This is a genomic window from Curtobacterium sp. 9128, assembly GCF_007673775.1.
Taxonomy (GTDB): Bacteria; Actinomycetota; Actinomycetes; order Actinomycetales; family Microbacteriaceae; genus Curtobacterium.
In genome coordinates this window covers 327,036-351,155 of the sequence record NZ_VEAF01000001.1, presented here as the reverse complement: position 1 = coordinate 351,155, position 24,120 = coordinate 327,036, and the positions used below count along the sequence as shown (strand labels likewise).

The following is a 24,120-nucleotide window of genomic DNA, read 5'->3' as shown; positions in this document are numbered from 1 at the left end:
CTCGTCGCGCTCACCGACGCTGAAGGCGCGCCGGCGCCAGGCGCCCTGCGCCGGCGCGCCCTACGCCTCGCCGCGCGTGCCGTCGAGCGTCGCCGCGCTGCCGCCGATCGAGCCGATGACGGCCTCGAGCGGGCTCCCGGACCCGTCGCGCTTCGACAGCCAGTCCGGCAGCGTCCGGGCAGCGCCGTCCGCGCCGACCGCGTGCGGCGGAGCGATGCCGGCCCACGCGACGGTCAGCCCGTCCTCGCCCTTCAGGAACGCGTGCGCCCGGACGCCCTGGGTCGCCCGGCCCTTCGCGGGGAACTCCGACAACGAGGAGACCTTCGCCCGCCCGGTGTCGGTACCGGGCAGCGCCGCGGACGACGTGGACACGGTGGCGACGACGGCGTCCTCGGAGGGAGCCACCGCCCCGAACCAGATCACGCTGGCACCGGCGGCCAGGGAGACCCCGGCGACACCGCCGGCCGGCAGCCCCTGGGCGCGCACGAGCGCGGCGCCGAAGCGCAGCAACTGTGCGTTCGAGGTGATGAAGACCAGGTCGTCCGACTCCGGCGACTGTGCGGCGCCGACGACGGTGTCGCCCGCCTTGAGTCCGATGGCGACGAACTCGGGCTTGTCCGGCCACGCCCCCGGGACGACGCGCTTCACGACGCCCTGCGCGGTGCCGATGGCCAGGGAGTGCTCGGTCGCGCCGGACAGGTCGACGATGGCCACGACGGCCTCGGACCGGGGGATGCCGAGGTAGTCGTTGATCCGCACCCCGGCGTCCAGCCGGACCGCGGCGGGTGGGACGGCGGGGACGTCGACGGGGGAGAAGCGCACGATACGCCCGGTCGAGGTCAGTGCCCCCACCTGTCCGCGCACCGTGCTGACCACGGTCGCGAGGACGGCGTCGTGCTTCGAGCGCTTCGGGACCCGGACGATGCCGAGCTCCGACGTCGGGATGTCGACCCGGATCAGCCGCCCGGTGGTCGAGAGCAGGACCCGGCACGGCGAGTCGGCGACCTGCAGGTCCTCCGGGTCCACCACGGCCTTGCGCCCACCGCGGACGGGGGCGTCCGCCTCGGTCAGGAGCGTGCGGCGCGGCGTGGCGAACCGGTCGGACACCTCGGTGAGTTCGAGCGCGACCTGCGCCCGGAGCCGCTCGTCGGACGCGAGCAGTTCCTCGAGCGCGGCGATGTCGGCGAGGAGCTGGTCGCGCTCGCCCTCGAGCTCGAGGCGCGAGAACTTCGTCAGGCGCCGCAGTCGGAGCTCGAGGATGTACTCGGCCTGCACCTCGGACAGGTCGAAGACGTCCTGCAGTCGGGTGCGCGCGGCCTCGGAGTCGTCGGAGGACCGGATGACCTCGATGACCTCGTCGATGTCGAGGATCGCGACGAGCAGGCCCTCCACCAGGTGCAGGCGTTCGCGACGCCGGGCGAGTCGGTACTCGGAGCGTCGGGTCACGACCGCCAGCCGGTGCTGCACGTACACGTCGAGCAGCTCGCGGAGCCCGAGCGTCTTCGGGGACCCGCCGACCAGGGCGACGTTGTTGATGCCGAAGCCCTCTTCGAGGGGCGTGTGCTTGTAGAGCTGTTCGAGCACGGCCGTCGGGTTGAACCCGGACTTGATGCCGATGACGAGCCGGAGACCGTGGTTCCGGTCGGTGAGGTCGTTGACGTCGGAGATGCCGACGAGCTTCTTCGCCTGGACGCCGTCCTTGATCTTCTCGATCACCCGCTCGGGGCCGACGAGGTACGGCAGCTCGGTGACGACGAGGCCGGTCTTGCGGGGCGTGAGGTTCTCGACGGCTACCTTCGCCCGGGTGCGGAAGGTGCCGCGACCGGTGGCGTAGGCGTCGCGCACGCCGGAGAGCCCGACGATCGTGCCACCGGACGGCAGGTCGGGCCCCGGCACGAACTCCATGAGCTCTTCGAGGGGCGCCTGCGGGTTCATCAGCAGGTGCTTCGCCGCCTCGACCACCTCGCCGAGGTTGTGCGGGGCCATGTTCGTGGCCATGCCGACCGCGATGCCCGAGGCGCCGTTGACGAGCAGGTTCGGGAACGCGGCGGGGAGCACACCCGGCTGCATGATCTGGTTGTCGTAGTTCGGGACGAAGTCGACGACGTCCTCGCCGAGGCCCTCGGTCATCGCCATGGACGGCTCGGCCAGGCGCGCCTCGGTGTACCGGGCCGCGGCGGGGCCGTCGTCGAGCGAGCCGAAGTTGCCGTGGCCGTCGACGAGCGGGACGCGCATCGTGAACGGTTGCGCCATCCGCACCAGGGCGTCGTAGATCGCGCCGTCTCCGTGCGGGTGCAGCTTGCCCATGACCTCGCCGGTGACACGGGCGCTCTTCACGTGGCCGCGGTCCGGCCGGAGTCCCATCTCCGACATCTGGTACAGGATCCGTCGCTGCACCGGCTTCAGGCCGTCCCGGGCGTCGGGGAGGGCACGCGAGTAGATGACCGAGTACGCGTACTCCAGGAAGGAGCCCTGCATCTCCTCGGAGACGTCGACGTCCTCGATGCGCTCACCGTCGGGGAGACCGACTGCGTCCGTGCGTGCCATGGGACCTTTCTGGGAGGATCGGGAGGTGACACAGAGCCTACCGACGGCCCCCGACGACTCCGCGAACCTCGCCGACGTGCTCCCGAGTTGCCTGGTGGCGCTCGGCGCTGCCGACGCGGCGTGGGTGCGCGCGAACGGCCTGGAGGCCCGGATCGCCCTCCGTCCCGCCCGTTCCGCGGTCGTCGTCCTGGTCGACGGCCTGGGAGCCGGCGCGCTCGGCGCGCGCGCGGGGCACGCGCGGTTCCTCACGGGCACCAGGAAGCGGCTGCGGAGCGGCTTCCCGACGACGACCGCCGCGGCGCTGACGACCCTGACGACGGGTCGCGCTCCCGGCGTCCACGGCGTGGTCGGCTACAGCGGGTGGAACCCCGACACCCGGACCGTCATGAACCTCCTCGGCGGATGGGACTCGGAGGTGCCGGCGGGCTGGCTGCTCACCCCGACGCTGTTCACCGAGGCCGCCGCGCTGGGGATCGACCCCGTCGTCGTCGGCCCAACGCGGTACCGGACGTCCGGCATGACCGCCAACGTGCTCGGCGGTGCCCGGTACGTCGCTGCCGACGGCATCCCCGAACGGGTCGACGCCGCGATCGCCGAGACGGCGGGCGGACGGTCGCTCGTGTACCTCTACGTGCCCGAGCTCGACTCGATCGCCCACAAGCACGGATGGCAGTCGGACCGCTGGACGGCGGCGCTCGAGGCGCTCGACGGCGAGCTCGCGCGCCTCGACACCGGCGTCGCCCGGGACGTCGGCGTCCTCGTGACCGCCGACCACGGCATCCTCGACGTCCCCGCGGAGTCGAACGTAACGATCGCCCCCGAGCTCCTCGCCGACGTCGTCGGGGTCGCTGGGGACCCCCGCTGCCGCCAGCTCACCGTGGCGCCGGGGACCGACGTGCCGGCGCTCGTCGAGGCCTGGCGTGCGGCGGTCGGCAAGCGCGCCTGGGTGGCGAGCAAGGACGAGGCGATCGACGCGAACTGGTTCGGCCCGGTGTCGGAGCAGGTGCTGCCGCGGATCGGCGACGTCGTCGTGGTGGCGCGCGGCTCGTGGGCGTTCAACGACGACCGCGACCTCGATCCGCGCCGGACGCCGAGCCGGATGGTCGGTCAGCACGGTGCGATGACGGACGAGGAGACCGGCGTGCCGCTGCGCCTCGCCGGCGCCTTCGCGAACTGAGCCGGCGCCTCGTCGCCTGCACCGGCGCGCCGCGCCGGAACGTCAGGACCCCGCCACGCAAGGTGCGTGGCGGGGTCCTGACGAGCCTCCAGGCGGCCGGGGGTCAGGCCATGTCGTCGTCGGGACGGGTACCGAACACGATCTCGTCCCAGCTCGGCATCGACCGGCGAGCGCGCTTCTTGCGCTCCTGACGGCTCTCGCCGTCCGGTGCCGAGGAGGGCCGCTGGTCGGGCTGCGGCGCGGTGTCCGACTGGTCCTCGAAGCCCTGCAGCGGGATGTCCACGACGCTGACGGACCCGCGCGTCTCGTCCTGGTGCTGGTCTGCGATCGACACCGACTCGCGTTCGCCGCGGCGACGACGGAGCGCCTCGAGCAGGTCGGCGGTCTCGTTCCCCGGAGCACGTTCCTCGATCGCCGCCGCACCGATGCGAGGGAGCGGCGCACGCAGCGGTGCGCGTTCGGCGACCTCCGGGTTCGTGACGGACTCGTCCGGCTCGTCGACCCGGAACGCACCGGAGTCGAACCGGGTGCCGTCGGTGTCCTGCTGGTCGAACTCGACCGCGCGGAGCCGGGGCGCGAGTCCCTCGTCCTCGGTGTGGGACAGTCGGTGCGCGTCGCTCGTGTCCGCCGTCAGTGTCGACGTCTTCGGGTCGAAGAGCCACTGGGCGTCGTGCTCGACCTCCGCGGCGGTGTAGCGGACCTGCACGACCCAGCCGTTCTCGACGTGCTTCCAGCTCGACCAGGCGACGTCGGTGGCGTCCCCGGCCTCGAGGCGGGCGGCGATGGCCTCGCCGAAGACGTCGGGGGTGGTGTCGTCGACCGGGGTGACCGGGACGCGGCGGGCGGCGTCGAGGATGAAGGCGCGCTCGGCGAGCACGGGACCCTCGAAGCGCCGGACGTACTCGACGTCCACGTCGAGCGCTGCGGCGACGTCGGCGGCGTCCGCACCACCGCGGATGCGGGCCTGGACGTCCTTGGGGGAGACGCGCTTCTGCGGCGTACCGTCCGGGTTCGCCTGTCGGACCTGTCCCGGCAGCGCCGAGGTGACGGGCAACCGGAACTCGCTGCCGCCGTCGGTCGCGAGCAGGAGTGCCCCGGATTCCACCCCGATGACTCTGACGTCTTGCATGGTTCCGCCTTCCCAGCGTCGCACGGTCGTGCCTCGTACCCGGGAAGTATGCAGCGCGAGCGGCCGGATCCCGGGGAGGCGCGCGCCGCGCGCCGTCATCAGCCGGACACGGGTCCTGTCCACGAGCCGCAGTGCGTTCGACCGGCGGGAATGGAAGACGTCGACGGCGGGTTGGACGGGCACGACGAGCCACTCGGACGTTCAGTTTGCATCGGGGCGGCGCGTGTTGGATACTGTCGCCGCCGATCTCCGGCGACGACCTCTCGATACGAGAAATGGATGGGCATGGCCACCGATTACGACGCCCCCCGGAAGACCGACGACAACTCCGACTCGGAGTCGATCGAGGCCCTCAAGGAGCGCGTGCCCGACAAGATGTCGGGGGTCGTCGATGATGATTCCGACAACCCGGGCAGCTTCGAGCTGGCCGGGCAGGACCTCAGCGACGTGGACCTCGACGTCGTCGTGCTCCCCCCGCAGGTCGACGAGTTCACGTGCGTGGAGTGCTTCCTCGTGAAGCACCGCTCGCAGCTCGACCACGAGTCGAAGCTCGGCCCGGTCTGTGCGGAGTGCGCGGCCCTGTAGGGCGCAGCGAACGACGAACGGCCCGCTTCCCCACACGGGGAGGCGGGCCGTTCGTCGCTCCGGCGGAGACGACCCGGCGGAGACGTTTCGACGGACACGACCTGGTGTCGCAGGACGACCGGCGCGGGCGCGTCAGGACCGCAGCGCCTCGACGATCTTCTGCGGGTGGCGTGCGCTGACGAGCCAGTACGGCGTCGGGTCGGCGTCGTCGCGCACCTCGACCCGCACCACGCCCCGGACGTAGCCGCGGAACAGCGTCCACGCCCGCGCGTCCAGCTTCGGTCCGCGCTGCGTGGTCGCCTCGGCGCCGGTGAAGGCGGCCACCTCGCCGACGAGGTTCCGGGGCAGGTGCGCCCGTCCCGCGCGGAACTCGGTCTCCGTCACCTCGATGACGGGGGCGAGCAACCACAGGAGGACCAGCACGGCGGCCTCCATGCAGGCGGCGACGACGACGCCCGTCGTGGCGTTGATCGGCAGGAAGACGAGCAGGCTCGCGGGGATGACGAGCGCGGTCGCCAGGTAGAGACCGGGCGGCGCCCAGAGTCGTTCGCGGTACAGGGTCACGACCCCATTCGATCACGACTCGGGGCAGGTCACGGAACGGTCACGGTCTGCACTACCCTCGACACGTGACCGAACCAGTCGACGTCCTCTGGACCGGGGAGAACGCTCCCGGCTACGCCCACCCCGGTGATGCCGGTGCCGACCTCGTCTCGACCGAGGCCTTCGTGCTCGCGCCGGGTGAGCGTCGCCTGGTCGGGACCGGTCTGGCGATCGCGCTCCCCGAGGGCCACGCGGCGTTCGTCGTCCCGCGCAGCGGCCTCGCCGCCAAGCACGGCATCACGATCGTGAACGCGCCGGGCACCGTCGACGCCGGCTACCGCGGCGAGGTCAAGGTCGCACTGCTCAACACCGACGCCACCGAGCCGTACGAGGTCCGCGTGGGCGACCGGATCGCACAGATGATCGTGCTCCCGGTGCCCCGTGTGACGTTCTCCCGCGTCGACGCGCTGCCGGACAGCGTCCGCGGCCAGGGCGGATTCGGCTCCTCGGGCTACGGTGACACGAACCAGCAGGAAGGAACGCAGCGATGAGGATCGGCCGACGCAAGCGCGACGAGGTCGAGGTGGCCGCAGAGGTCGCCGCCGACATCGAGGTCGCGGACACCAGCCCCGAGGTCGACCTCGCCGACGAGGCTGACGCGGGACTCGACGAGGTCGTGGCACTCGCCCCGACCGGCAAGTCCGCTCCCGTCGACCGCGAGGAAGCGGGCCCGCTCGACGAGACCGAGGCGAACCCGGTCCGTCCGTACGTGGACCTCGGCGGCGTGAAGATCCTGCCGCGCGAGGGCCTGCACCTCCGGCTCGAGGTCGAGGAGGGCTCGCAGCGCGTCGTCGCGGTCGGGCTCGACTTCGACGACTCGACGCTCCAGGTCCAGCCGTTCGCGGCGCCGCGGTCGACCGGGCTCTGGCACGAGATCCGCGCGCAGATCGCCGAGCAGATCGAGCGTCAGGGCGGCGACGTGACCGAGGTGGACGGGCCGTTCGGTCCGGAGCTCCGCGCGTCGGTGCCCGTCGTCGTCGACGGCGGCGACGGCCCCGCTGCCGCGGCTCGTCCCGCCCGCTTCATCGGCGTCGACGGTCCCCGCTGGTTCCTCCGCGGCGTGATCGCGGGCAAGGCCGCGGACGACCCGGACGACGCCGAGGAGATCGAGGAGCTCTTCCGGAGCGTCGTCGTGGTCCGTGGCGGGACCCCGATGCCGCCGCGCGACCTCATCCCGCTGCACATGCCGAAGTCGACGCAGTCCGCGATCTGACACCCTCCGCCGACGATCTGGAGCGCCAGGTGCCCGAGCACGACGATGACCACCAGGCGGAGTCCGAGGAGCAGCTGTCGCTGACGGCCCAGCTCCGCGCCGCCGCTCGGAAGGCCGGCATCGGCCAGGTCGCCCCAGGCGAGGCGCCGTCCGGCCGGGCGCTGCTCACCGCGGTCGGCGGTGCGCGCGGCCTGGCGGAGTCGGTGCTGCCCGGGTTCGCGTTCCTCGTCGTGTACGCGGTCACGAAGGAACTCGTCCCGAGCGTCGTGATCCCCGTCGTCGTCGGCCTGGTGTTCGTGGTGCTGCGGCTGGTGCAGCGCCAGTCGCTGGCGATGTCCTTCGCCGGCATCCTCGGCGTGGCGATCTCGGCCGGTCTCGCCCTGATCACCGGGAAGGCCGAGAGCAACTTCATCCCGGGCATCGTCATCAACCTGGTGTGCCTGCTCGTGCTGCTGGTCACGCTGGCGATCCGACGGCCGCTCATCGGGCTGGTCGTGGGCCTGCTCGCGCAGGGGGAGGACGGCGGGCCGATGGACTGGCGATCCGACCCCGCGAAGCGCCGGGTGCTCACGGTCGCGACCTGGATGTGGGCGGGCCTGTTCGCCCTCCGGCTGGTGATCGAGATCCCGCTGTACCTCACCGCCCAGGTGGAGTTGCTCGCCGGCATCAAGCTCATCACGGGCGTGCCGCTCTACGCGGCGCTGCTCTGGGTCACGTGGCTGCTGGTCCGGACCGTGTTCCGGCGCGACGAGGGTCCCGCCGCGGTGTAGCGTTGTCTTGACATCAAGACACTTTCCCCGGGGCACCGCAGCGTCGGGGGTTTAGGTTTGCCTTGCTGGTGGGACGGTCCCCGGCCCGCGAAGATGAGGGCAAACCGATCAGTAGGGAGGCGGCACGGTGGCTGCAGTCAATAGCTTCGGCTCGAAGGACACACTGTCGGTTGGGGGTGTCGACTACGCGATCCACCGGATCGACACGGTCCCCGGCCACGAGAAGCTCCCGTACAGCCTGAAGGTGCTGCTCGAGAACCTCCTCCGCACCGAGGACGGCAAGAACGTCACGGCTGACCAGATCCGTTCGCTCGGGTCCTGGCGCCCCGAGGCCGACCCGGACACCGAGATCCAGTTCTCGCCGGCCCGCGTGGTCATGCAGGACTTCACGGGCGTCCCGTGCATCGTCGACCTCGCCACGATGCGTGAGGCGATGGCCGAGATCGGCGGCGACCCGAACAAGATCAACCCGCTGTCGCCGGCCGAGATGGTCATCGACCACTCCGTCATCGCCGACCTGTTCGGTCGCGAGGACGCGCTCCAGCGCAACACCGACCTGGAGTACGAGCGCAACGGGGAGCGCTACCAGTTCCTGCGCTGGGGCCAGACCGCGTTCGAGGACTTCAAGGTCGTCCCGCCGGGCACCGGCATCGTCCACCAGGTCAACATCGAGTACCTGGCGAAGGTGACCTACACGCGCGAGTTCGACGGCGAGCTGTACGCCTACCCGGACACCCTCGTCGGCACGGACTCGCACACCACGATGGTGAACGGGCTCGGCGTGCTCGGCTGGGGCGTCGGCGGCATCGAGGCCGAGGCGGCGATGCTCGGCCAGCCGGTGTCGATGCTCATCCCGAAGGTCGTCGGCTTCAAGCTCTCCGGTGCGATCCCCGCCGGCGTGACCGCGACCGACGTGGTCCTCACCATCACCCAGGAGCTCCGCAAGCACGGCGTCGTGGGCAAGTTCGTCGAGTTCTACGGCGAGGGCGTCAGTGCCGTCCCGCTCGCGAACCGCGCGACCATCGGCAACATGAGCCCCGAGTTCGGTTCCACGGCGGCGATCTTCCCGGTCGACGACGTCACGCTCGACTACCTCCGCCTGACCGGCCGTGACGAGGCGCAGATCGCCCTCGTCGAGGCCTACGCCAAGACGCAGGGCTTGTGGCACGACGCCTCGGTCGAGCCGGCGTACTCGGAGTACATGGAGCTCGACCTCTCCACGGTCGTCCCCTCGATCTCCGGGCCGAAGCGTCCGCAGGACCGCATCGAGCTGTCGAAGGCGAAGGACCAGTTCGAGGTCGACCTGGCGAACTACGCGAGCATCGACCACACCGAAGAGGACAAGGCCGTCGCGGACACGTTCCCCGCGTCCGACCCGGTCGCCGCGGCCCCCGGTGACGAGCACGCCGTCGACGACCTGCAGGACGCCCCGGCCTCCGAGGTACCGGTCCACGCCTCGAGCGCCCCGGGATCGGTCTCGAAGCCGACGCCCGTCACGGTGGGCGACGGCACGCCCTTCACCATCGACCACGGTGCGGTCGCGATCGCCGCGATCACCTCGTGCACGAACACGTCGAACCCCTCGGTGATGATGGCCGCCGGCATCCTCGCGCGGAACGCCGCGAACAAGGGCCTGACCGCGAAGCCCTGGGTGAAGACCACCCTCGCGCCGGGGTCGAAGGTCGTCACCGACTACTACGAGAAGGCGGGCCTGACCACCTACCTCGAGCAGCTCGGCTTCTACACGGTTGGCTACGGTTGCACCACCTGCATCGGCAACTCGGGCCCGCTGCCCGAGGAGATCTCGCAGGCCGTGCAGGACAACGACCTGGCCGTCACCGCGGTGCTCTCCGGCAACCGCAACTTCGAGGGCCGCATCAACCCGGACGTCAAGATGAACTACCTGGCCTCCCCGCCGCTGGTCATCGCCTACGCCCTCGCCGGGTCGATGCACTTCGACTTCGAGCGCGACGCCCTCGGGCAGGACCAGGCCGGCAACGACGTGTTCCTGGCCGACATCTGGCCCGACACGGCCGAGGTGCAGCAGGTCATCGACGCCTCCATCGACACCGAGATGTTCACCCACGAGTACGGCTCCGTGTTCGAGGGCGACGACCGCTGGAAGAACCTGCCGACCCCGACGGGCGACACCTTCGAGTGGGACGCCCGGTCGACCTACGTGCGGAAGCCCCCGTACTTCGACGGCATGACGATGACGCCCGACGCGGTGTCCGACATCTCCGGTGCCCGCGTCCTCGCGAAGCTCGGTGACTCGGTCACGACGGACCACATCTCGCCCGCAGGCTCGATCAAGGCGGACAGCCCGGCCGGCAAGTACCTCGCCGAGCACGGCGTCGACCGGAAGGACTTCAACTCCTACGGGTCGCGTCGCGGCAACCACGAGGTGATGATCCGCGGCACGTTCGCGAACATCCGGCTGCGCAACCAGCTGCTCGACGGCGTTGAGGGCGGGTACACCCGCGACTTCACCACGCCGAACGGCGAGCAGTCGTTCATCTACGACGCGTCGCAGCACTACCAGGAGCAGGGCATCCCGCTCGTCGTCCTGGGCGGCAAGGAGTACGGCTCCGGCTCGTCGCGCGACTGGGCGGCGAAGGGCACGAACCTGCTCGGGGTCAAGGCCGTCATCACCGAGAGCTTCGAGCGCATCCACCGCTCGAACCTCATCGGCATGGGCGTCGTCCCGCTGCAGTTCCCCGATGGCGAGTCCATCGAGTCGCTCGGCCTGGACGGCACCGAGGTCATCGCGATCTCCGGGCTGACCGAGCTGAACGAGGGCCGCACCCCGAAGACCGTGCACGTCACGGCGACGCCGAGCGAGCACTCGCCCGAGGGCAAGCAGCCCGTCGAGTTCGACGCGGTCGTCCGCATCGACACCCCCGGTGAGGCCGACTACTACCGCAACGGCGGCATCCTGCAGTACGTGCTCCGTTCGCTCGTCTGACGCGATCCGGACCGGACAGGAGGCGCGGTGCCAGCTGGCACCGCGCCTTCCGTCCGTTGTCGGGTCACCCGCATAGAGTGGGCCGATAGCACGACGAAAGGAGCGCCCGTGAGTCTGCTCGCCAGCATCACGTCGCCGCGCGACCTGAAGCGTCTCAGTGACGCCCAGATGACCGACCTCGCCGCCGAGATCCGGCGGTTCCTGGTCGCCGAGGTCGCGAAGACCGGTGGACACCTCGGTCCGAACCTCGGCGTCGTCGAGCTGACCCTCGCGATGCACCGCGTGTTCGACTCCCCGAACGACCCGTTCGTGTTCGACACCGGACACCAGTCGTACGTGCACAAGCTCGTCACCGGCCGACAGGACTTCTCGCACCTCCGTGAGCGCGGCGGCATCGCCGGCTACCCGCAGCGGAGCGAGTCGGAGCACGACATCGTGGAGTCCTCGCACGCGTCCTCGTCGCTGTCCTGGGCGGACGGGATCTCCCGCGCCTTCCGGCAGACCGGCCAGCACGACCGGACCGTCGTGGCCGTCGTCGGCGACGGCGCGCTCACGGGCGGCATGACGTGGGAGGCGCTCAACAACATCTCCGACGACAACGACCGGCGCCTGGTCATCGTCGTCAACGACAACGGGCGCTCGTACGCCCCGACGATCGGCGGGATGGCCCGCTACCTCAACTCCGTCCGCACGCGTCGGGAGTACCGCGCCCTGTTCGAGAAGACCCAGGCGGCCGCGGCACGTTTCGGTGCTCCCGGGCGCGCGGTCTACCGGGGCATGCGCGGAGGGCTGCACGGCTTCCTGTCCCGCCTGACGAACAACGAGGCGCTCTACTCGAACCTCGACGTCAAGTACATCGGGCCGGTCAACGGGCACGACCAGCAGGCCATGGAGAGCGCGCTCCGGCAGGCCAAGGAGTACGGCGCACCGGTCATCGTGCACGCGATCACCGAGAAGGGGCACGGCTTCGAGCCGGCGCTCCGCGACCAGGCCGACCAGTTCCACGCGGTCGGCCACATCGACCCGGAGACGGGCGAGTCGCTCGACACCGCGTCGGGGCCGTCGTGGACGTCGGTGTTCGCGTCCTCGCTCGCGGACCTCGGCGACGCGGACCCGCGCATCGTGGCGATCACCGCGGCGATGCTCCGACCAACCGGGCTGCACCTGTTCCAGCAGCGGCACCCCGAGCGCGTGTTCGACGTCGGCATCGCGGAGCAGCACGCCGTCACCAGCGCCGCCGGGCTCGCCTACGGGGGACTGCACCCGGTCGTGGCGCTCTACGCGACGTTCCTCAACCGCGCGTTCGACCAGGTGCTCATGGACGTGGCCCTGCACCGTGCCGGCGTGACCTTCGTGCTCGACCGCGCCGGAGTGACCGGGCCGGACGGTCCGTCGCACCACGGCATGTGGGACCTGGCGATGCTCCAGGTGGTCCCGGGGATCCGGATCGCGGCGCCCAGGGACGCCGTGACGCTGCGCGAAGAGCTCGGCGAGGCCGTCGCGATCGACGACGCCCCGACGGTGCTCCGGTGGTCGAAGGGACAGGTCGGGCCGGACATCCCCGCGCTGTCGCGGTTCGACGACGGCGTCGACCTGCTGCACGCGGCGGACTCCTCGGGCGAGGACGTCCTGCTCGTGGCGGTGGGCTCGATGGTGCCGGTCGCGCTCGACGCCGCGGCACTGCTCGAGGCGCAGGGCATCGGCGTGACCGTCGTCGACCCGCGCTGGGTCGTGCCGATCCCGGGGTCGCTCATCGAGCTCTCCCGCCGGCACCGGCTCGTCGTCACCATCGAGGACGGCGTCCGCGTCGGTGGGGTCGGTACCCGCCTGCGGCAGGACCTCCGTGCCGCCGGGGTCGACACCGGCGTGACGGAGCTCGGCCTGCCGGACGCGTTCATCGACCACGCCAGCCGCTCGCAGATCCTGCAGGACGCCGGGCTGACGGCGCAGGCGATCGCCCGCGACGTCATCGACCAGGTGGTCGGCACGAAGCTGCCGCAGGCGAAGCCGGCCCGCGACCGGGAGACCGCCGAGCGCTAGCGGAGGTCCGGTCGTCCGTTCGGATCGCACCCTCGGACGAACATCGCACCCCGTGGAGACGGGGTGCGATGTTCGTTACGGGGCGCCGAGGCGACTAGCGCGAGGCGGGCCCGACGACCAGCGGGTCGTGGAACGTCCCGCCGAAGACACGCTCGGAAGCGCCCGCGCGGTCGAGGTACGGGCTGATGCCACCGGCCTGGAACGGGTAGCCGGCGCCGAGGATGAGCCCGAGGTCGATCTCCTCGACGTGCTGCACGACACCGTCCTCGAGCATGCGGTGCACCTCGTCGGCCAGGGCGTCCTCGAACCGGCGCTGCATCTCGGCGGCGTCGACCGGCTTCGCGTCCTTCTTCGCGGGTGCGACGAGCTTGACCGCTGCCGGGTCGTACCCGGTCACGGCGCCCTTCTTGTCGCGGGTCAGGATGTGCCCGTGGTCGGCGATCCGCTTCAGACCGTCGCCGGGGTAGAAGCGCTCCGGCCATGCGGCGTGGTGCGAGTCGAGCACGTGCGCGCCGACCGGCAGCCCGACGAGCTCGAGCAGTTCGAACGGCGACATCGGCAGGCCGAGCGGCTGCGCACCCGCGGCGACGACGTCGAACGGCGTGCCCTCCTCGACACCGCGCATGGCCTCGCCGAGCACCCGGGCGAGCACCCGGTTGACGACGAAGCCGGGCTGGTCGGCCGTGATGATCGCCGTCTTCTTCAGCGTCTTCGCCACGGCGAGGGCGGTGGCGACGGCCTCGTCCGAGGTCTTCGTCGCACGGACCACCTCGAGCAGCGGCATCACCGCGACCGGGTTGAAGAAGTGGAAGCCGACGAGACGCTCCGGGTTCGTCAGGACCGACGCCATCTCGTCGACGGAGAGCGACGACGTGTTCGTGGCGAGGATCGCGTCGGGGGCGACGACCTGCTCGATCTTGCGGAAGACGTCCTGCTTGACGCGCATCTCCTCGAACACGGCCTCGATGACCCAGTCGGCGTCGGCGAACGCGTCGTACGACACCGAGCCGCTGACGAGCGCCGCGATGCGGTTGGCGTCGTCGGGGGAGACCCGGCCCTTCGCCAGGAGTTCCTGGACCGAGGCACGGATGCGTTCGACCCCGGCGTCGACGCGGCTCTGGTCGACGTCGGTGATCACGACGGGGACGCCGAGGCGACGGGCGAACAGCAGGGCGAACTGCGACGCCATGAGCCCGGCACCGAGGACGCCGACCTTCGTGATCTTCTTCGGTTCGACGTCGGTCGGGGCTCCGACGGGCTTCTTCGCGCGCTTCTGCACGAGGTCGAACGCGTACATCGACGCGGCGAACTGGTCGCCGGAGATGAGGTCGGCCAGGGCGTCGTCCTCACCGGCGAAGCGCTCGTCGAGTGATCCGGACTTCGCGGCGGCGACCAGGTCGAGCGCACGGAACGGCGACTTCGGCACCGTGCCGATCTTCGACGCGACCTGCGAGCGGGCGACCTTGACGACGGTTCCCCACGACGCCTTCTCGAGCAGCCCCGGTTCGTTCTTCCGCTCGACCTTCGTCGCGCCCGAGACCACACGGTCCGCCCAGGCGACCGCCGACGGCAGGAACGTCACCGACGGGATGAGGGCGTCGCCGATGCCGAGCTCCACCGCGGCGGGCCCGTCGAGGAGCCGGTTGTTCTTCAGCGGGTTCTCGACGATGACCCGGAGCGCCTTCTCCGGCCCGATGAGCCGGGGGAGCAGTGTCGCGCCGCCCCAGCCGGGGATGATGCCGAGGAAGACCTCCGGCAGCCCGATGCCCTGCGCCGCGGACGAGAAGACCCGGTAGGTACAGTGCAGTGCGACCTCGAGGCCGCCGCCGAGGGCGATGCCGTTCACGAACGCGAACGACGGCACGCCGAGGTCGGAGAACTTGCGGAGGGTGGCGTGGCCGAGGGCCGCCAGGTCATGGGCGACCTCGCGCGAGGGCACGGACGACGCCTGGGAAAGGTCGGCCCCGGCGGCGAAGCAGTACTCCTTGCCCGTGACGGCGACGGCCTGGACGTCGCCCTTCGCCGCCGAAGCGCGGAGGGCGTCGAGCACGTCCGAGAGCTCCCGCAGGGTGCGCGGACCGAGCGTCGAGGGGCGCTTGAAGTCCTTGCCGTTGTCGAGCGTGATGAGCGCGAGCGTGCCGCCGGAGGGCAGCGCGACGTGCTTGACGTACGAGTGGGTGACGACCTCGTCCACACTCAGAGCGGTCAGCTGGTCGTTGTCGGCGATGGTCATGGTCAGGCCGCCTTCCGTGCCGCGGACTTGCTGAACGAGGGGTTCTCCCAGATGACGGTCCCGCCCTGGCCGAGCCCGATGCACATGGTGGTGATGCCGTACCGGACGTCGGGCCGCTCGGCGAACTGTGCCGCGAGCTGGTTCATCAACCGGACGCCACTCGACGCCAGCGGGTGCCCGACGGCGATAGCGCCGCCCCACGCGTTGACGTTCGTGGAGTCCTGCGGGATGCCGTAGTTGTCGAGGAAGGCGAGGACCTGCACGGCGAACGCCTCGTTGATCTCGAAGAGGCCGATGTCGTCGATCGTCAGACCGGCCTTCGCGAGGGCCTTGTCCGTCGCCGGGACGGGGCCGATGCCCATCACCTCGGGGTCGACGCCCGCGAAGGCGAACGAGACCATGCGCATCTTCGGCGTCAGCCCGAACTGCTTCGCACCGCTGTCCGACGCGATGAGGCTCATGGTGGCACCGTCGTTGAGTCCTGCTGCGTTGCCGGCGGTGATGCGTCCGTGGGGCCGGAACGGCGTCTTCAGGGCGGCTAGCGCCTCCAGCGTGGTACCGGGACGGGGCGGCTCGTCGCTCGAGACGATGTCCCATCCCTCGCCGGTGTTCACCTCGACGGGGACCAGGTCCGGCTGCAGCTTGCCCGCCGCCCACGCGGCGGCGTACCGCTGCTGCGACTGCACGGCGAACGCGTCGGTGCGGTCCTTCGTGATGGCGGGGAACCGGTCGTGCAGCCGCTCGGCGGTCTTGCCCATGACGAGCGCGTCGGCGTTCACCATCCGCTCGGCGATGAACCGGGGGTTCGGGTCGGAGTTGAAGCCCATCGGGTGGCGACCCATGTGCTCGACGCCACCGGCGATGGCGATGTCCGCCGCCCCGAAGGCGATCGCGCCGGCGAGGGTGGTGACGCTCGTCATCGCGCCGGCACACATGCGGTCGATCGCGTAGCCGGGGACGGTCTTCGGCAGGCCGGCGAGCATGCCCACGGTGCGGCCGAGGGTGAGTCCCTGGTCGCCCTGCTGCGTGGTGGCCGCCACGGCGACGTCGTCGACGGCTGCGAGGTCGAGGGACGCGTTCCGGTCGAGGAGGCCGCGCATCGCGTGCACGGCGAGGTCGTCGGCGCGGGTCCGCCAGAACACCCCCTTCTCCCCGGCGCGTCCGAACGGTGTCCGTACGCCGTCGACGAAGACGACGTCTGATGCCTTTGGCAAAGCTGGCCTCCTGGAGATCCACGACGATGTGGCGGTCCACATCGACGGGGCAGGACGATCGGGTCGTCCGGCCCTGGTCGGGGCGCACCCCGACGTCCTTCCCGACGCTATGCCCCGCTGCTGGGGGCGCGCACCTCGGTTGGTCGGTTCCTACGACCCGGCCGGACCCTCGGTCGGAGACGGCTGTCCGGCTGCGACAAAGGCGTCGGCGATGCGGGCCGCGGTCTCGTCGACCTGCCAGGGGCGGGCGTCGAGTGCGAGCAGTGCGGCGGCGACCGTCTCCTCGTCGACCGGCGTCGGCGGCTCCCACGCGACGGCACGGAGGGTGTCCGGCGTGAGCAGGTTCTCGAGGGGCAGGTCGAGCTCCTCGGCCCGCGCGGTGACGGCGGCCCTGGCGGCCTTGTAGCGGCGGTCGGCCTCGGGGTTCCGCTCCGCCCACGCGCGCGGTGGCGGGAGCGTGGGCTCGCCGGTGCCACGCATCCGGGGCAGGTCGTCGGTCGTCCGTCCGGCCTCGACCGCTGCCCACCAGCGGTCGAGCTCGGAACGGCTGGCCCGGCCGGTGAAGGCCTTCAGCGCGGCGAGGTCCTTGCGCGTCTCGGGTGCCGCTGCCGCCGCCGCGACGATCGCGGCGTCCGGGATCGTGCGACCGGGTGAGACGTCGGTCTCGCGGGCGAAGGCGTCGCGCGCCTCCCACAGGGAACGGGCGATCGCGAGCGCGCGCTGGCCGCGGAGGGCGTGCATCCCCGAGAGGCGCCGCCAGGGTTCGGCGCGCGGCGGCTTCGGAGCACGGTGCAGCACCGCGTCGAACTCCTGGCGCGCGATCTCGGTCTTGCCCGCGTCGTCGAGTCGTGCCGCGAGGGCGTCTCGGAGGTCGGGGAGCAGTTCGACGTCGAGGGCGGCGTAGACCAGCCACGACTGGGGCAGGGGTCGCGTCGACCAGTCGGCCGCGGAGTGCGCCTTGGCGAGGGTGATGCCGAGGAGCTGCTCGACGACGGCGCCCAGCCCGACGCGGGGGAACCCGGCGATGCGTGCACCGAGCTCGGTGTCGAAGATGCGCTCCGGCTCGAGGCCGACCTCGCGCAGGCAGGGGAGGTCCTGCGATGCGGCGTGGAAGAGCCACTCCTCGCCGACGATGGCGTCCTGGAGCTCCGGGAAGGTGCCGATCGCGATGGGGTCGAAGAGGAACGCGCCGGCGCCGCGGCGGAAGACCTGGATGAGGTACGCCCGCTGCGAGTACTTGTAGCCGCTCGCGCGTTCGGCGTCGACGGCCACGGGACCGTGCCCTGCGGCGATCGCGGCGACGGCGGCGAGGTAGTCCTCGCGCGACTCGATCACCTTGACGGCATCGTGCCCTTCCTCGAAGGACGGCGCGGCGGCAGCCGGGCCGGCACTCGATGCCGGGTCGACGGTGGGGACGGGGTCAGTCACTTCGCGAGCCTCCTGGGGCCGAGGAGCGTCACGCCGTCCGACGACGGCGGGAGCCCTGCGAGCATGGCGACGATCTCCTCCCACGCCTCGACGTGGGCGACGAGCTCGTCGCCGTCGACGTCGACGACCTGCGGCGTCCACGAGGCGCGGAGTTCGAGCTGCGCGCCGTCGCCCTGCGCCGCGAGCTCGCCGTAGCCGCGGGAGATGATCTTGGTTGCTGTTCCCGAGGCGTGGCCGTAGCGCGCACCGTGCGCCTCGAGGGCGTCCACGAGCCAGCTCCACGTCACGTCGGCGACGAACTCGTCCACGCCGATCTCCGGCTCGAGCGGTGCCTGGGCGAAGCTGACGATCCGGAACGGGCCGTGCCACCCCTCGGGTTCTGCGGGGTCGTACAGGGCGATGAAGCGCCCGGTGCCGAGGTCGGAGTCGACCCCGTGTGCCACCCCGGAGACGTCCGCCGCGAGGGCGATCGAGAACGGGGCCATCCGGCTCGGCGACGGGATCTCGGTGACCGTCGTCTCGGCCCGGGTGCCGCCCGCCGACACGTACGCGCGGAGCTGCGCGAAGGCCTCGGGCTCTCGGGTTTCGGACACGGATGCAGACTAGGCTCCCCGCCATGTCCCGTTCCGCGCGACCCGCCGAAGACCCGGTGCAGGACACCGCACGATCGGCCGGTCTGGTCGCCCTCGGAGCCGGCATCGCCGCCGCTGCTATCGGCACCGCGGTCGTCGGCGGCTTCGTCGCCGCGGTCGCCAGGATGGTCGTCACGCCGGACCGCAAGCGCGCCGAACGCCTCCCGATCCACGCGGTCGACCCGGACCGCGGCACGGTCACACTGGAGCGGACGCCGGACACCGAGCTGCAGGGGCGGTACAGCCTCTGGTTCGGTGGCGGGACCGGTCACCTGCGGGTCGGCGAGGTCCTCGGCACGACGCCGACCACCGTCACGCGACGCATCATCGCCGTCGACGCCGGCGACCCGACGAGTGCCCGCCGCGGCCGATGGGGCGGCTGGTTCTACCTGACACCAGGCGAGCTCGACGTCCCCGTGGAGGACATCGACGTCCCGACGCCGAACGGCCCGGCACCCGCATGGGTGGTCCGCGCCGACGACCCGGCCGCACCGTGGGCGGTGCTCGTGCACGGTCGCGGCGTCACCCGCGCCGAGACCATCCGTGCCGTCCCGGTGTTCCGCGCCGCTGGCTACTCGGTGCTCCTGGCCTCGTGGCGGAACGACGGCGTCGCCCCGAAGAGCAGCGACGGTCGGTACGGGCTCGGCAGCACCGAGTGGGAGGACATCGACGCCGCGCTCCGCTGGCTCGACGGTCAGGGCGCGACGAGCGTGGTGCTGATGGGCTGGTCGATGGGCGGCGCGGTCGTCCTGCAGGCACTGGTGCGGTCGCGGTACGCGCGCCTGGTCGACGGCGTGGTGCTCGAGTCCGCCGTGGTCGACTGGAACGCGGTGCTCAAGTCCCAGAGCCAGGCGATGCGGCTGCCGCGGGTGGTCCGGAAGGTGGCCCAGCGGGTGCTCCGCACGCCGGTGCTCCACCGGCTCGCCGGCCTCGAGCAGCCCGTCGACCTCCGCGAACTCGACATGGTCGCGCGTGCCGACGAGCTCACCGTGCCGATCCTGCTGCTGCACAGCGACGACGACGGCTTCGTCCCGTCCGCCGCGTCCCACGCCCTCGCGGCGGCCCGCCCGGACCTGGTGCGGCTCGAGGTCGCCCACGTCGCGCGGCACACCAAGCTCTGGAACCACGACGCCGACTGGTTCGACGCGAGCATCCTCGCCTGGCTCACCGAGGTGGTGCAGCCGAGGGACGCGACCAGCGCCCGGTAGACGGGAGCAGCCGACGGACGGGAGGCTCGGCACCAGCTGGTGCCGAGCCTCCCGTCCGTCGGTCCCACCGTCGGCTCAGGCGGCGGCGGTCACCGCCCGCACCTGTCGCTGGACCCGTCCGAGCATGCCGACCATGCCGCGGATCCGGAGCGGGCTCACCGCCTCGGTGAGGCCGAGCGTCAGCGGGTAGTCCGCCGGGACCCCGAGGACCTCGGCTGCGGTGAGGCCGGAGAGCCCCTGCGCGAGGATCGAGGCGAAGCCGCGGGTCGTCGGGGCCTCGCGCGGGGCGGTCGCGTGCATCCGGACCACGTCCGGAGCGTCCCCGTCGGCCCCGACGGTCACGGTGATGAAGACGGGGGACTGGCACTCCTCGACGCGTTCGAGTTCGTCCTCGTGCCCCTGCAGGCGCTCGGGCAGCGCGGGGAGCTCGTCGGAGAACTCGAGGAGCAGCTGCAGGCGGTCCTGCTGCGAGAGCTCGAGGAAGTCGTCGCGGATTTCGGCGAGGGGCTGCGGGAGTGCGGTGCTCATCGGGTCGGCAGGCTCCCCGGCTCGGCACCCTGCGCGATCGGGACGCGGACGGCGCTGCCCCACTCGGTCCAGGAGCCGTCGTAGTTGCGCACGTTCTCGTGGCCGAGGAGGTAGCGGAGCACGAACCAGGTGTGGCTCGACCGCTCGCCGATCCGGCAGTAGGCGATCACGTCGTCGGTGTCGGCGATCCCTGCGCCGTCGCGGTACACGGCCTCGAGGTCGTCGCGCCGCTTGAACGTGCCGTCGGGAGCGGCCGCCGTGGCCCAGGGGATGTTCACGGCGGTCGGGATGTGCCCGGCGCGCAGGGCGCCCTCCTCCGGGTACTCGGGCGCGGTGGTGCGCTCACCGCTGTACTCGGGGGCGCTCCGGACGTCGATGAGCGGCTTGCCGAGGTGGTCGAGGACGTCCTCCTTGAAGGCGCGGACCACGGTGTCGTCGCGCTCGACGACGGGGTACTCGACGGCGGTGACGTCCGGACGCTCGGTGGTCAGCGCACGGTCCTCGGCGATCCACTTCGCCCGACCGCCGTCGAGCAGGCGGACGTCCTCGTGGCCGAACAGCGTGAAGACCCAGAGGGCGTAGGCGGCCCACCAGTTGTTCTTGTCGCCGTAGACCACCACGGTGGTGTCGCGGCCGATGCCCTTGCCGCCGACGAGTCGCGCGAACGCCTCGCCGTCGATGTAGTCGCGTTGCACGGGGTCGTTGAGGTCGGTGTGCCAGTCGATCTTCACGGCACCGGGGACGTGTCCGGTCTCGTAGAGCAGGACGTCCTCGTCGGACTCCACGACGACGAGGTCCGCCCGCGACGACGGATCGGCCTGCGCGGCGTCCAGCTGCTCCTGGAGCCAGGCCGTCGACACGAGTCGCTCGGGGTGGGCGTAGGCGCGGAACTCTGCGGACGGGTCGACCGGTGCGGTCATCGTGGATACCTCCTGGGTGCGGTGGCGCCGGACTAGGATCGGTGCTCGGCGTCGGGAGCAACGGTACGCGGACGTACCGCTCTCCCCATGCAACGTGACACCGCACGACACGCTTCCCGGAAGGCACTGCATGCCCCAGCACCTCGTCGACCGCGACCCGCAGGTGACCCCCCAGCAGATGGCCGCGGCGCTGGTGCCTCCGCCGCAGTTCCGCGACGCGTCGTTCGCGTCGTACCGCCCGGACGCGGACTACCCGTCCCAGGCGGCCGTCCGCGACGCCGTCGAGGCGTTCGTCGCCAGTCGCCCGGAACCGGTCAAGCGCGGGCTGTTCGGGCGTCGTCGCTCCGCTGCGGTGGACGGCACGACGAAGTCCGGCGTGTACCTCGACGGCGGGTTCGGCGTGGGCAAGACGCACCTGCTCGCGGCGGCCTACCACGCGGAGACCGGCCGCAAGGTGTTCGGCACCTTCATCGAGTACACCGCCCTGGTCGGGGCGCTCGGGTTCCAGGGCACGGTCGAGCTGCTCCGCGGGACCTCGCTCGTCTGCATCGACGAGTTCGAGCTCGACGACCCGGGTGACACGATGGTGATGACGCGGCTGATCAAGGAGCTGACGGAGTCCGGCACCCGGTTCGCCGCCACGTCGAACACCCCGCCGGGAGCCCTCGGCGAGGGCCGGTTCGCCGCGCAGGACTTCCTCCGCGAGATCCAGGCGATGTCGGACCGGTTCGAGACGATGCGCATCGACGGCCTCGACTTCCGTCGGCGCGCCGTCGACGAGTCGGCCGCCGTCGTCCCGGACGTGGCCGCGGCGCTGCCGTCCGGCTCGGTGACCCTCGACGACTTCCGGGCGGTCGTGGCGCACCTGGCGTCCGTACACCCGTCGAAGTACGTCGCGCTGGTGGACGGGCTCGACGCGGTCGGGCTCACCGACGTCGGCGCGTTCACGGACCAGACCGACGCGCTGCGCTGGGTCGCGCTCGTCGACCGGCTGTACGACGCGCAGGTGCGGATCGTCGCGTCCGGTACGCCGCTCGACGCCGTCTACCCCGCCTCGATGCTCGAGGGCGGGTACCGCAAGAAGTACCTGCGTGCGGCGAGCCGCGTGGTCGCCCTCACCCGGGCAGTGGACTGAGCCCACTGCCGGACAGGAGGCTCGGGACCGGCCCGCACCGCGCCTCCCGTCCGGGATGCACGACGCGTGTCGGCGACCGTCCGGCCGGTCGGGGGAACTCCTGGCCCCCGTCCAGGGGGTCGCGAGCGTCCGGTAACACGACGTTTACACAGCGGCCGCTGGCGTTACACCCGCGAAACACTTCGTGCTCCCTCGCGAAACCTCACCTCGCCAGACTCGGTCACACCCGAGGCGGCCACGTCGGTACCCCGATGCACAGCGAGCACCGCCGACGTGGTGACCGCACTGCAATCGAGAGGTGAGACATGCTTGATCAAGGCAACACGACCTTCGTGTTGGTGATGGCAGCCCTGGTGTTGTTCATGACACCCGGCCTGGCGTTCTTCTACGGCGGACTGGTGAAGGCCAAGTCCGTCATCAGCATGATGATGATGTCCTTCGGGGCGATCGCGCTGGTGAGCGTCCTCTGGGTCGTCTACGGCTACGCGATCTCGTTCGCCAACCACGGTGCCGGCACCGCGGTCTCCGGCGTCGTCGGGTTCTTCAGCATCGACTGGAACCAGATCGGCCTCGGTCAGGCGTTCGAGGAGGCCAAGGCCTCGACGATCCACGCGGCGTACCCCTCGATGGCCTTCGTCGGCTTCCAGGCGACCTTCGCGATCATCACCGTCGCCCTGATCTCCGGCGCGATCGCCGACCGTGCCAAGTTCGGCGCGTGGATGGTCTTCGCCGGCGTCTGGGTCACGGTCGTGTACTTCCCGGTCGCGTCCTGGGTGTTCAACCTCACCTCTGGTTGGGCTGCGACGTGGGGCGTCATCGACTTCGCCGGTGGGACCGCGGTCCACATCAACGCCGGTGCCGCCGGACTGGCGCTCGCGATCGTCCTCGGCAAGCGCGTCGGGTTCGCCAAGGGCGCGCACAAGCCGCACAACCCGCCGTTCGTCCTGCTCGGTGCCGCGATCCTCTGGTTCGGCTGGTTCGGGTTCAACGCCGGCTCCGAGGGTGCTGCCGACGGCATCGCCGCGATCGCCTGGGTGAACACCCTTGCCGCCCCGGCCGCCGCCATCCTCGGGTGGCTGCTCGTCGAGAAGCTCAAGGACGGCAAGGCCACCTCGGTCGGCGCTGCATCCGGAGCGGTGACCGGTCTGGTCGCGATCACCCCGGCGTGTGCGGCGCTCACCCCGGGCTGGGGCATCCTGCTCGGGTTCCTCGCGGGCATCGTGTGCTGCTTCGCGATCGACTGGAAGTACAAGCTCGGCTTCGACGACTCGCTCGACGTCGTGGGTGTGCACCTCGTCGGCGGCATCTTCGGGACGCTCTACCTCGGCTTCTTCGCCAACACCACCGGTCTGATCTACTCGGGCTCGTTCGCCCAGCTCGGCAAGCAGGCCGCGGCCGCCGGCGCCGTCGGTGCGTACTCGTTCGTGCTCGCCTTCATCATCGGGTTCATCATCGAGAAGACGATGGGCTTCCGTGTGAAGACGGAGGACGAGGTCGCCGGCATCGACACCGCCGTCCACGGCGAGGAGGGCTACGTCCTCTACGAGGAGCGCGACGAGACCCCGGTCTCGGTGCGCTAGCGCCGACCGCTCGTCCGGAGGCCCCCGCGCTCGGCGCGGGGGCCTTCGTCGTGTGCGGGGTGTCGTGCGGGTGCGGGCGGGTGCTGACTCGGAACGACATCGTCGCTGTCGTACGACATCGACACTGTCGTCGCGACCGAGTGAGGATGTGCGCGGCCGCAACGAGCGACACCGTCGTCGTCGTGCGACGTCGACGCTGTCGTTCGGAGTCGA

Annotated in this window: 19 protein-coding genes; 10 read left to right on the top strand and 9 right to left on the bottom strand. The window is 71.3% G+C overall.

The window, feature by feature from the left end; all coding sequences use genetic code 11:
- Positions 1 to 60: 60 nt before the first annotated feature.
- On the bottom strand, positions 61 to 2,547 hold the full coding sequence (locus FS641_RS01655) for a DNA topoisomerase (ATP-hydrolyzing) subunit A (protein WP_144758935.1): 2,487 nt from the start codon (positions 2,545 to 2,547) through the stop codon (positions 61 to 63).
- A gap of 25 nt (positions 2,548 to 2,572) precedes the next feature.
- On the opposite strand from FS641_RS01655, the gene FS641_RS01650 reads away from it, so the two are divergent.
- Positions 2,573 to 3,724, top strand: coding sequence for an alkaline phosphatase family protein (locus FS641_RS01650; RefSeq protein WP_260855591.1), 1,152 nt, complete (start codon positions 2,573 to 2,575; stop codon positions 3,722 to 3,724).
- A 103-nt stretch (positions 3,725 to 3,827) separates the two neighbouring features.
- On the opposite strand, the gene sepH is transcribed toward FS641_RS01650, so the two are convergent.
- Positions 3,828 to 4,853: a septation protein SepH gene (gene sepH, locus FS641_RS01645; RefSeq protein WP_186317525.1), complete on the bottom strand. Its 1,026-nt coding sequence runs from the start codon at positions 4,851 to 4,853 to the stop codon at positions 3,828 to 3,830.
- A 285-nt stretch (positions 4,854 to 5,138) separates the two neighbouring features.
- Between sepH and FS641_RS01640 the strand changes: the two genes are divergently transcribed.
- Positions 5,139 to 5,438 (top strand): DUF4193 domain-containing protein, encoded by a 300-nt coding sequence (locus FS641_RS01640; protein ID WP_031263038.1) that lies wholly within the window; start codon positions 5,139 to 5,141, stop codon positions 5,436 to 5,438.
- A 132-nt stretch (positions 5,439 to 5,570) separates the two neighbouring features.
- On the opposite strand, the gene FS641_RS01635 is transcribed toward FS641_RS01640, so the two are convergent.
- Positions 5,571 to 6,002 carry a DUF3093 domain-containing protein gene (locus FS641_RS01635; RefSeq protein ID WP_144758926.1) on the bottom strand — a complete coding sequence of 144 codons (432 nt, stop codon included), beginning with the start codon at positions 6,000 to 6,002 and terminating at the stop codon, positions 5,571 to 5,573.
- A 65-nt stretch (positions 6,003 to 6,067) separates the two neighbouring features.
- Here FS641_RS01635 and dut point away from each other — a divergent pair, with 65 nt between their 5' ends.
- From dut to dxs, 5 genes are all read left to right on the top strand, one after another.
- Positions 6,068 to 6,532 (top strand): dUTP diphosphatase, encoded by a 465-nt coding sequence (gene dut / locus FS641_RS01630; RefSeq protein WP_144758924.1) that lies wholly within the window; start codon positions 6,068 to 6,070, stop codon positions 6,530 to 6,532.
- A complete protein-coding gene (locus tag FS641_RS01625; protein WP_144758921.1) occupies positions 6,529 to 7,254 on the top strand; it encodes a DUF3710 domain-containing protein in 726 nt (241 codons plus the stop codon). The genes dut and FS641_RS01625 overlap by 4 nt, the downstream gene beginning before the upstream one ends.
- A gap of 29 nt (positions 7,255 to 7,283) precedes the next feature.
- Positions 7,284 to 8,024, top strand: a complete 741-nt coding sequence (locus FS641_RS01620) for a DUF3159 domain-containing protein (protein ID WP_260855589.1) — start codon at positions 7,284 to 7,286, stop codon at positions 8,022 to 8,024.
- A 127-nt stretch (positions 8,025 to 8,151) separates the two neighbouring features.
- Positions 8,152 to 10,989 (top strand): aconitate hydratase, encoded by a 2,838-nt coding sequence (locus FS641_RS01615; RefSeq protein ID WP_144758915.1) that lies wholly within the window; start codon positions 8,152 to 8,154, stop codon positions 10,987 to 10,989.
- Between the two features lie 108 nt (positions 10,990 to 11,097).
- Positions 11,098 to 13,029, top strand: coding sequence for a 1-deoxy-D-xylulose-5-phosphate synthase (gene dxs / locus FS641_RS01610; protein WP_144758912.1), 1,932 nt, complete (start codon positions 11,098 to 11,100; stop codon positions 13,027 to 13,029).
- Between the two features lie 94 nt (positions 13,030 to 13,123).
- On the opposite strand, the gene FS641_RS01605 is transcribed toward dxs, so the two are convergent.
- The 4 genes from FS641_RS01605 to FS641_RS01590 all read right to left on the bottom strand — a co-directional run bounded on the left by FS641_RS01605 (position 13,124) and on the right by FS641_RS01590 (position 18,497).
- Positions 13,124 to 15,262, bottom strand: coding sequence for a 3-hydroxyacyl-CoA dehydrogenase NAD-binding domain-containing protein (locus FS641_RS01605; RefSeq protein ID WP_144758909.1), 2,139 nt, complete (start codon positions 15,260 to 15,262; stop codon positions 13,124 to 13,126).
- A 2-nt stretch (positions 15,263 to 15,264) separates the two neighbouring features.
- A complete protein-coding gene (locus FS641_RS01600) occupies positions 15,265 to 16,476 on the bottom strand; it encodes a thiolase family protein (RefSeq protein ID WP_144758906.1) in 1,212 nt (403 codons plus the stop codon).
- A 150-nt stretch (positions 16,477 to 16,626) separates the two neighbouring features.
- Positions 16,627 to 17,811 carry an HRDC domain-containing protein gene (locus FS641_RS01595; protein WP_260855654.1) on the bottom strand — a complete coding sequence of 395 codons (1,185 nt, stop codon included), beginning with the start codon at positions 17,809 to 17,811 and terminating at the stop codon, positions 16,627 to 16,629.
- 89 nt (positions 17,812 to 17,900) lie between these two features.
- Positions 17,901 to 18,497, bottom strand: coding sequence for a DUF3000 domain-containing protein (locus FS641_RS01590; protein ID WP_144758900.1), 597 nt, complete (start codon positions 18,495 to 18,497; stop codon positions 17,901 to 17,903).
- Positions 18,498 to 18,520: 23 nt separating this feature from the next.
- Between FS641_RS01590 and FS641_RS01585 the strand changes: the two genes are divergently transcribed.
- The gene (locus FS641_RS01585; protein WP_186317524.1) at positions 18,521 to 19,744 is read left to right on the top strand and encodes an alpha/beta fold hydrolase; all 1,224 of its coding nucleotides are present in this window, start codon (positions 18,521 to 18,523) and stop codon (positions 19,742 to 19,744) included.
- Between the two features lie 75 nt (positions 19,745 to 19,819).
- On the opposite strand, the gene FS641_RS01580 is transcribed toward FS641_RS01585, so the two are convergent.
- Together FS641_RS01580 and FS641_RS01575 are read right to left on the bottom strand one after the other, a co-directional pair.
- Positions 19,820 to 20,272, bottom strand: coding sequence for a SufE family protein (locus tag FS641_RS01580; protein ID WP_144758894.1), 453 nt, complete (start codon positions 20,270 to 20,272; stop codon positions 19,820 to 19,822).
- Positions 20,269 to 21,192 (bottom strand): sulfurtransferase, encoded by a 924-nt coding sequence (locus FS641_RS01575; protein WP_144758891.1) that lies wholly within the window; start codon positions 21,190 to 21,192, stop codon positions 20,269 to 20,271. The genes FS641_RS01580 and FS641_RS01575 overlap by 4 nt, the downstream gene beginning before the upstream one ends.
- Positions 21,193 to 21,322: 130 nt before the next feature.
- Between FS641_RS01575 and zapE the strand changes: the two genes are divergently transcribed.
- Both zapE and FS641_RS01565 read left to right on the top strand, forming a co-directional pair.
- Complete coding sequence (gene zapE / locus FS641_RS01570) at positions 21,323 to 22,327, top strand: cell division protein ZapE (RefSeq protein WP_144758888.1); 1,005 nt, start codon at positions 21,323 to 21,325, stop codon at positions 22,325 to 22,327.
- A 305-nt stretch (positions 22,328 to 22,632) separates the two neighbouring features.
- Positions 22,633 to 23,907, top strand: coding sequence for an ammonium transporter (locus FS641_RS01565; protein WP_144758885.1), 1,275 nt, complete (start codon positions 22,633 to 22,635; stop codon positions 23,905 to 23,907).
- Positions 23,908 to 24,120 lie beyond the last annotated feature (213 nt).

Excerpts from the sequence above, each read along its gene's own strand:
- FS641_RS01625 (WP_144758921.1), top strand. The coding sequence starts at position 6,529 with ATGAGGATCGGCCGACGCAAGCGCGACGAGGTCGAGGTGGCCGCAGAG.
- sepH (WP_186317525.1), bottom strand. The coding sequence starts at position 4,853 with ATGCAAGACGTCAGAGTCATCGGGGTGGAATCCGGGGCACTCCTGCTC.
- zapE (WP_144758888.1), top strand. The coding sequence starts at position 21,323 with ATGCCCCAGCACCTCGTCGACCGCGACCCGCAGGTGACCCCCCAGCAG.
- FS641_RS01585 (WP_186317524.1), top strand. The coding sequence starts at position 18,521 with ATGTCCCGTTCCGCGCGACCCGCCGAAGACCCGGTGCAGGACACCGCA.
- FS641_RS01605 (WP_144758909.1), bottom strand. The coding sequence starts at position 15,262 with ATGACCATCGCCGACAACGACCAGCTGACCGCTCTGAGTGTGGACGAG.
- FS641_RS01580 (WP_144758894.1), bottom strand. The coding sequence starts at position 20,272 with ATGAGCACCGCACTCCCGCAGCCCCTCGCCGAAATCCGCGACGACTTC.
- FS641_RS01575 (WP_144758891.1), bottom strand. The coding sequence starts at position 21,192 with ATGACCGCACCGGTCGACCCGTCCGCAGAGTTCCGCGCCTACGCCCAC.
- FS641_RS01565 (WP_144758885.1), top strand. The coding sequence starts at position 22,633 with ATGCTTGATCAAGGCAACACGACCTTCGTGTTGGTGATGGCAGCCCTG.
- FS641_RS01655 (WP_144758935.1), bottom strand. The coding sequence starts at position 2,547 with ATGGCACGCACGGACGCAGTCGGTCTCCCCGACGGTGAGCGCATCGAG.
- FS641_RS01640 (WP_031263038.1), top strand. The coding sequence starts at position 5,139 with ATGGCCACCGATTACGACGCCCCCCGGAAGACCGACGACAACTCCGAC.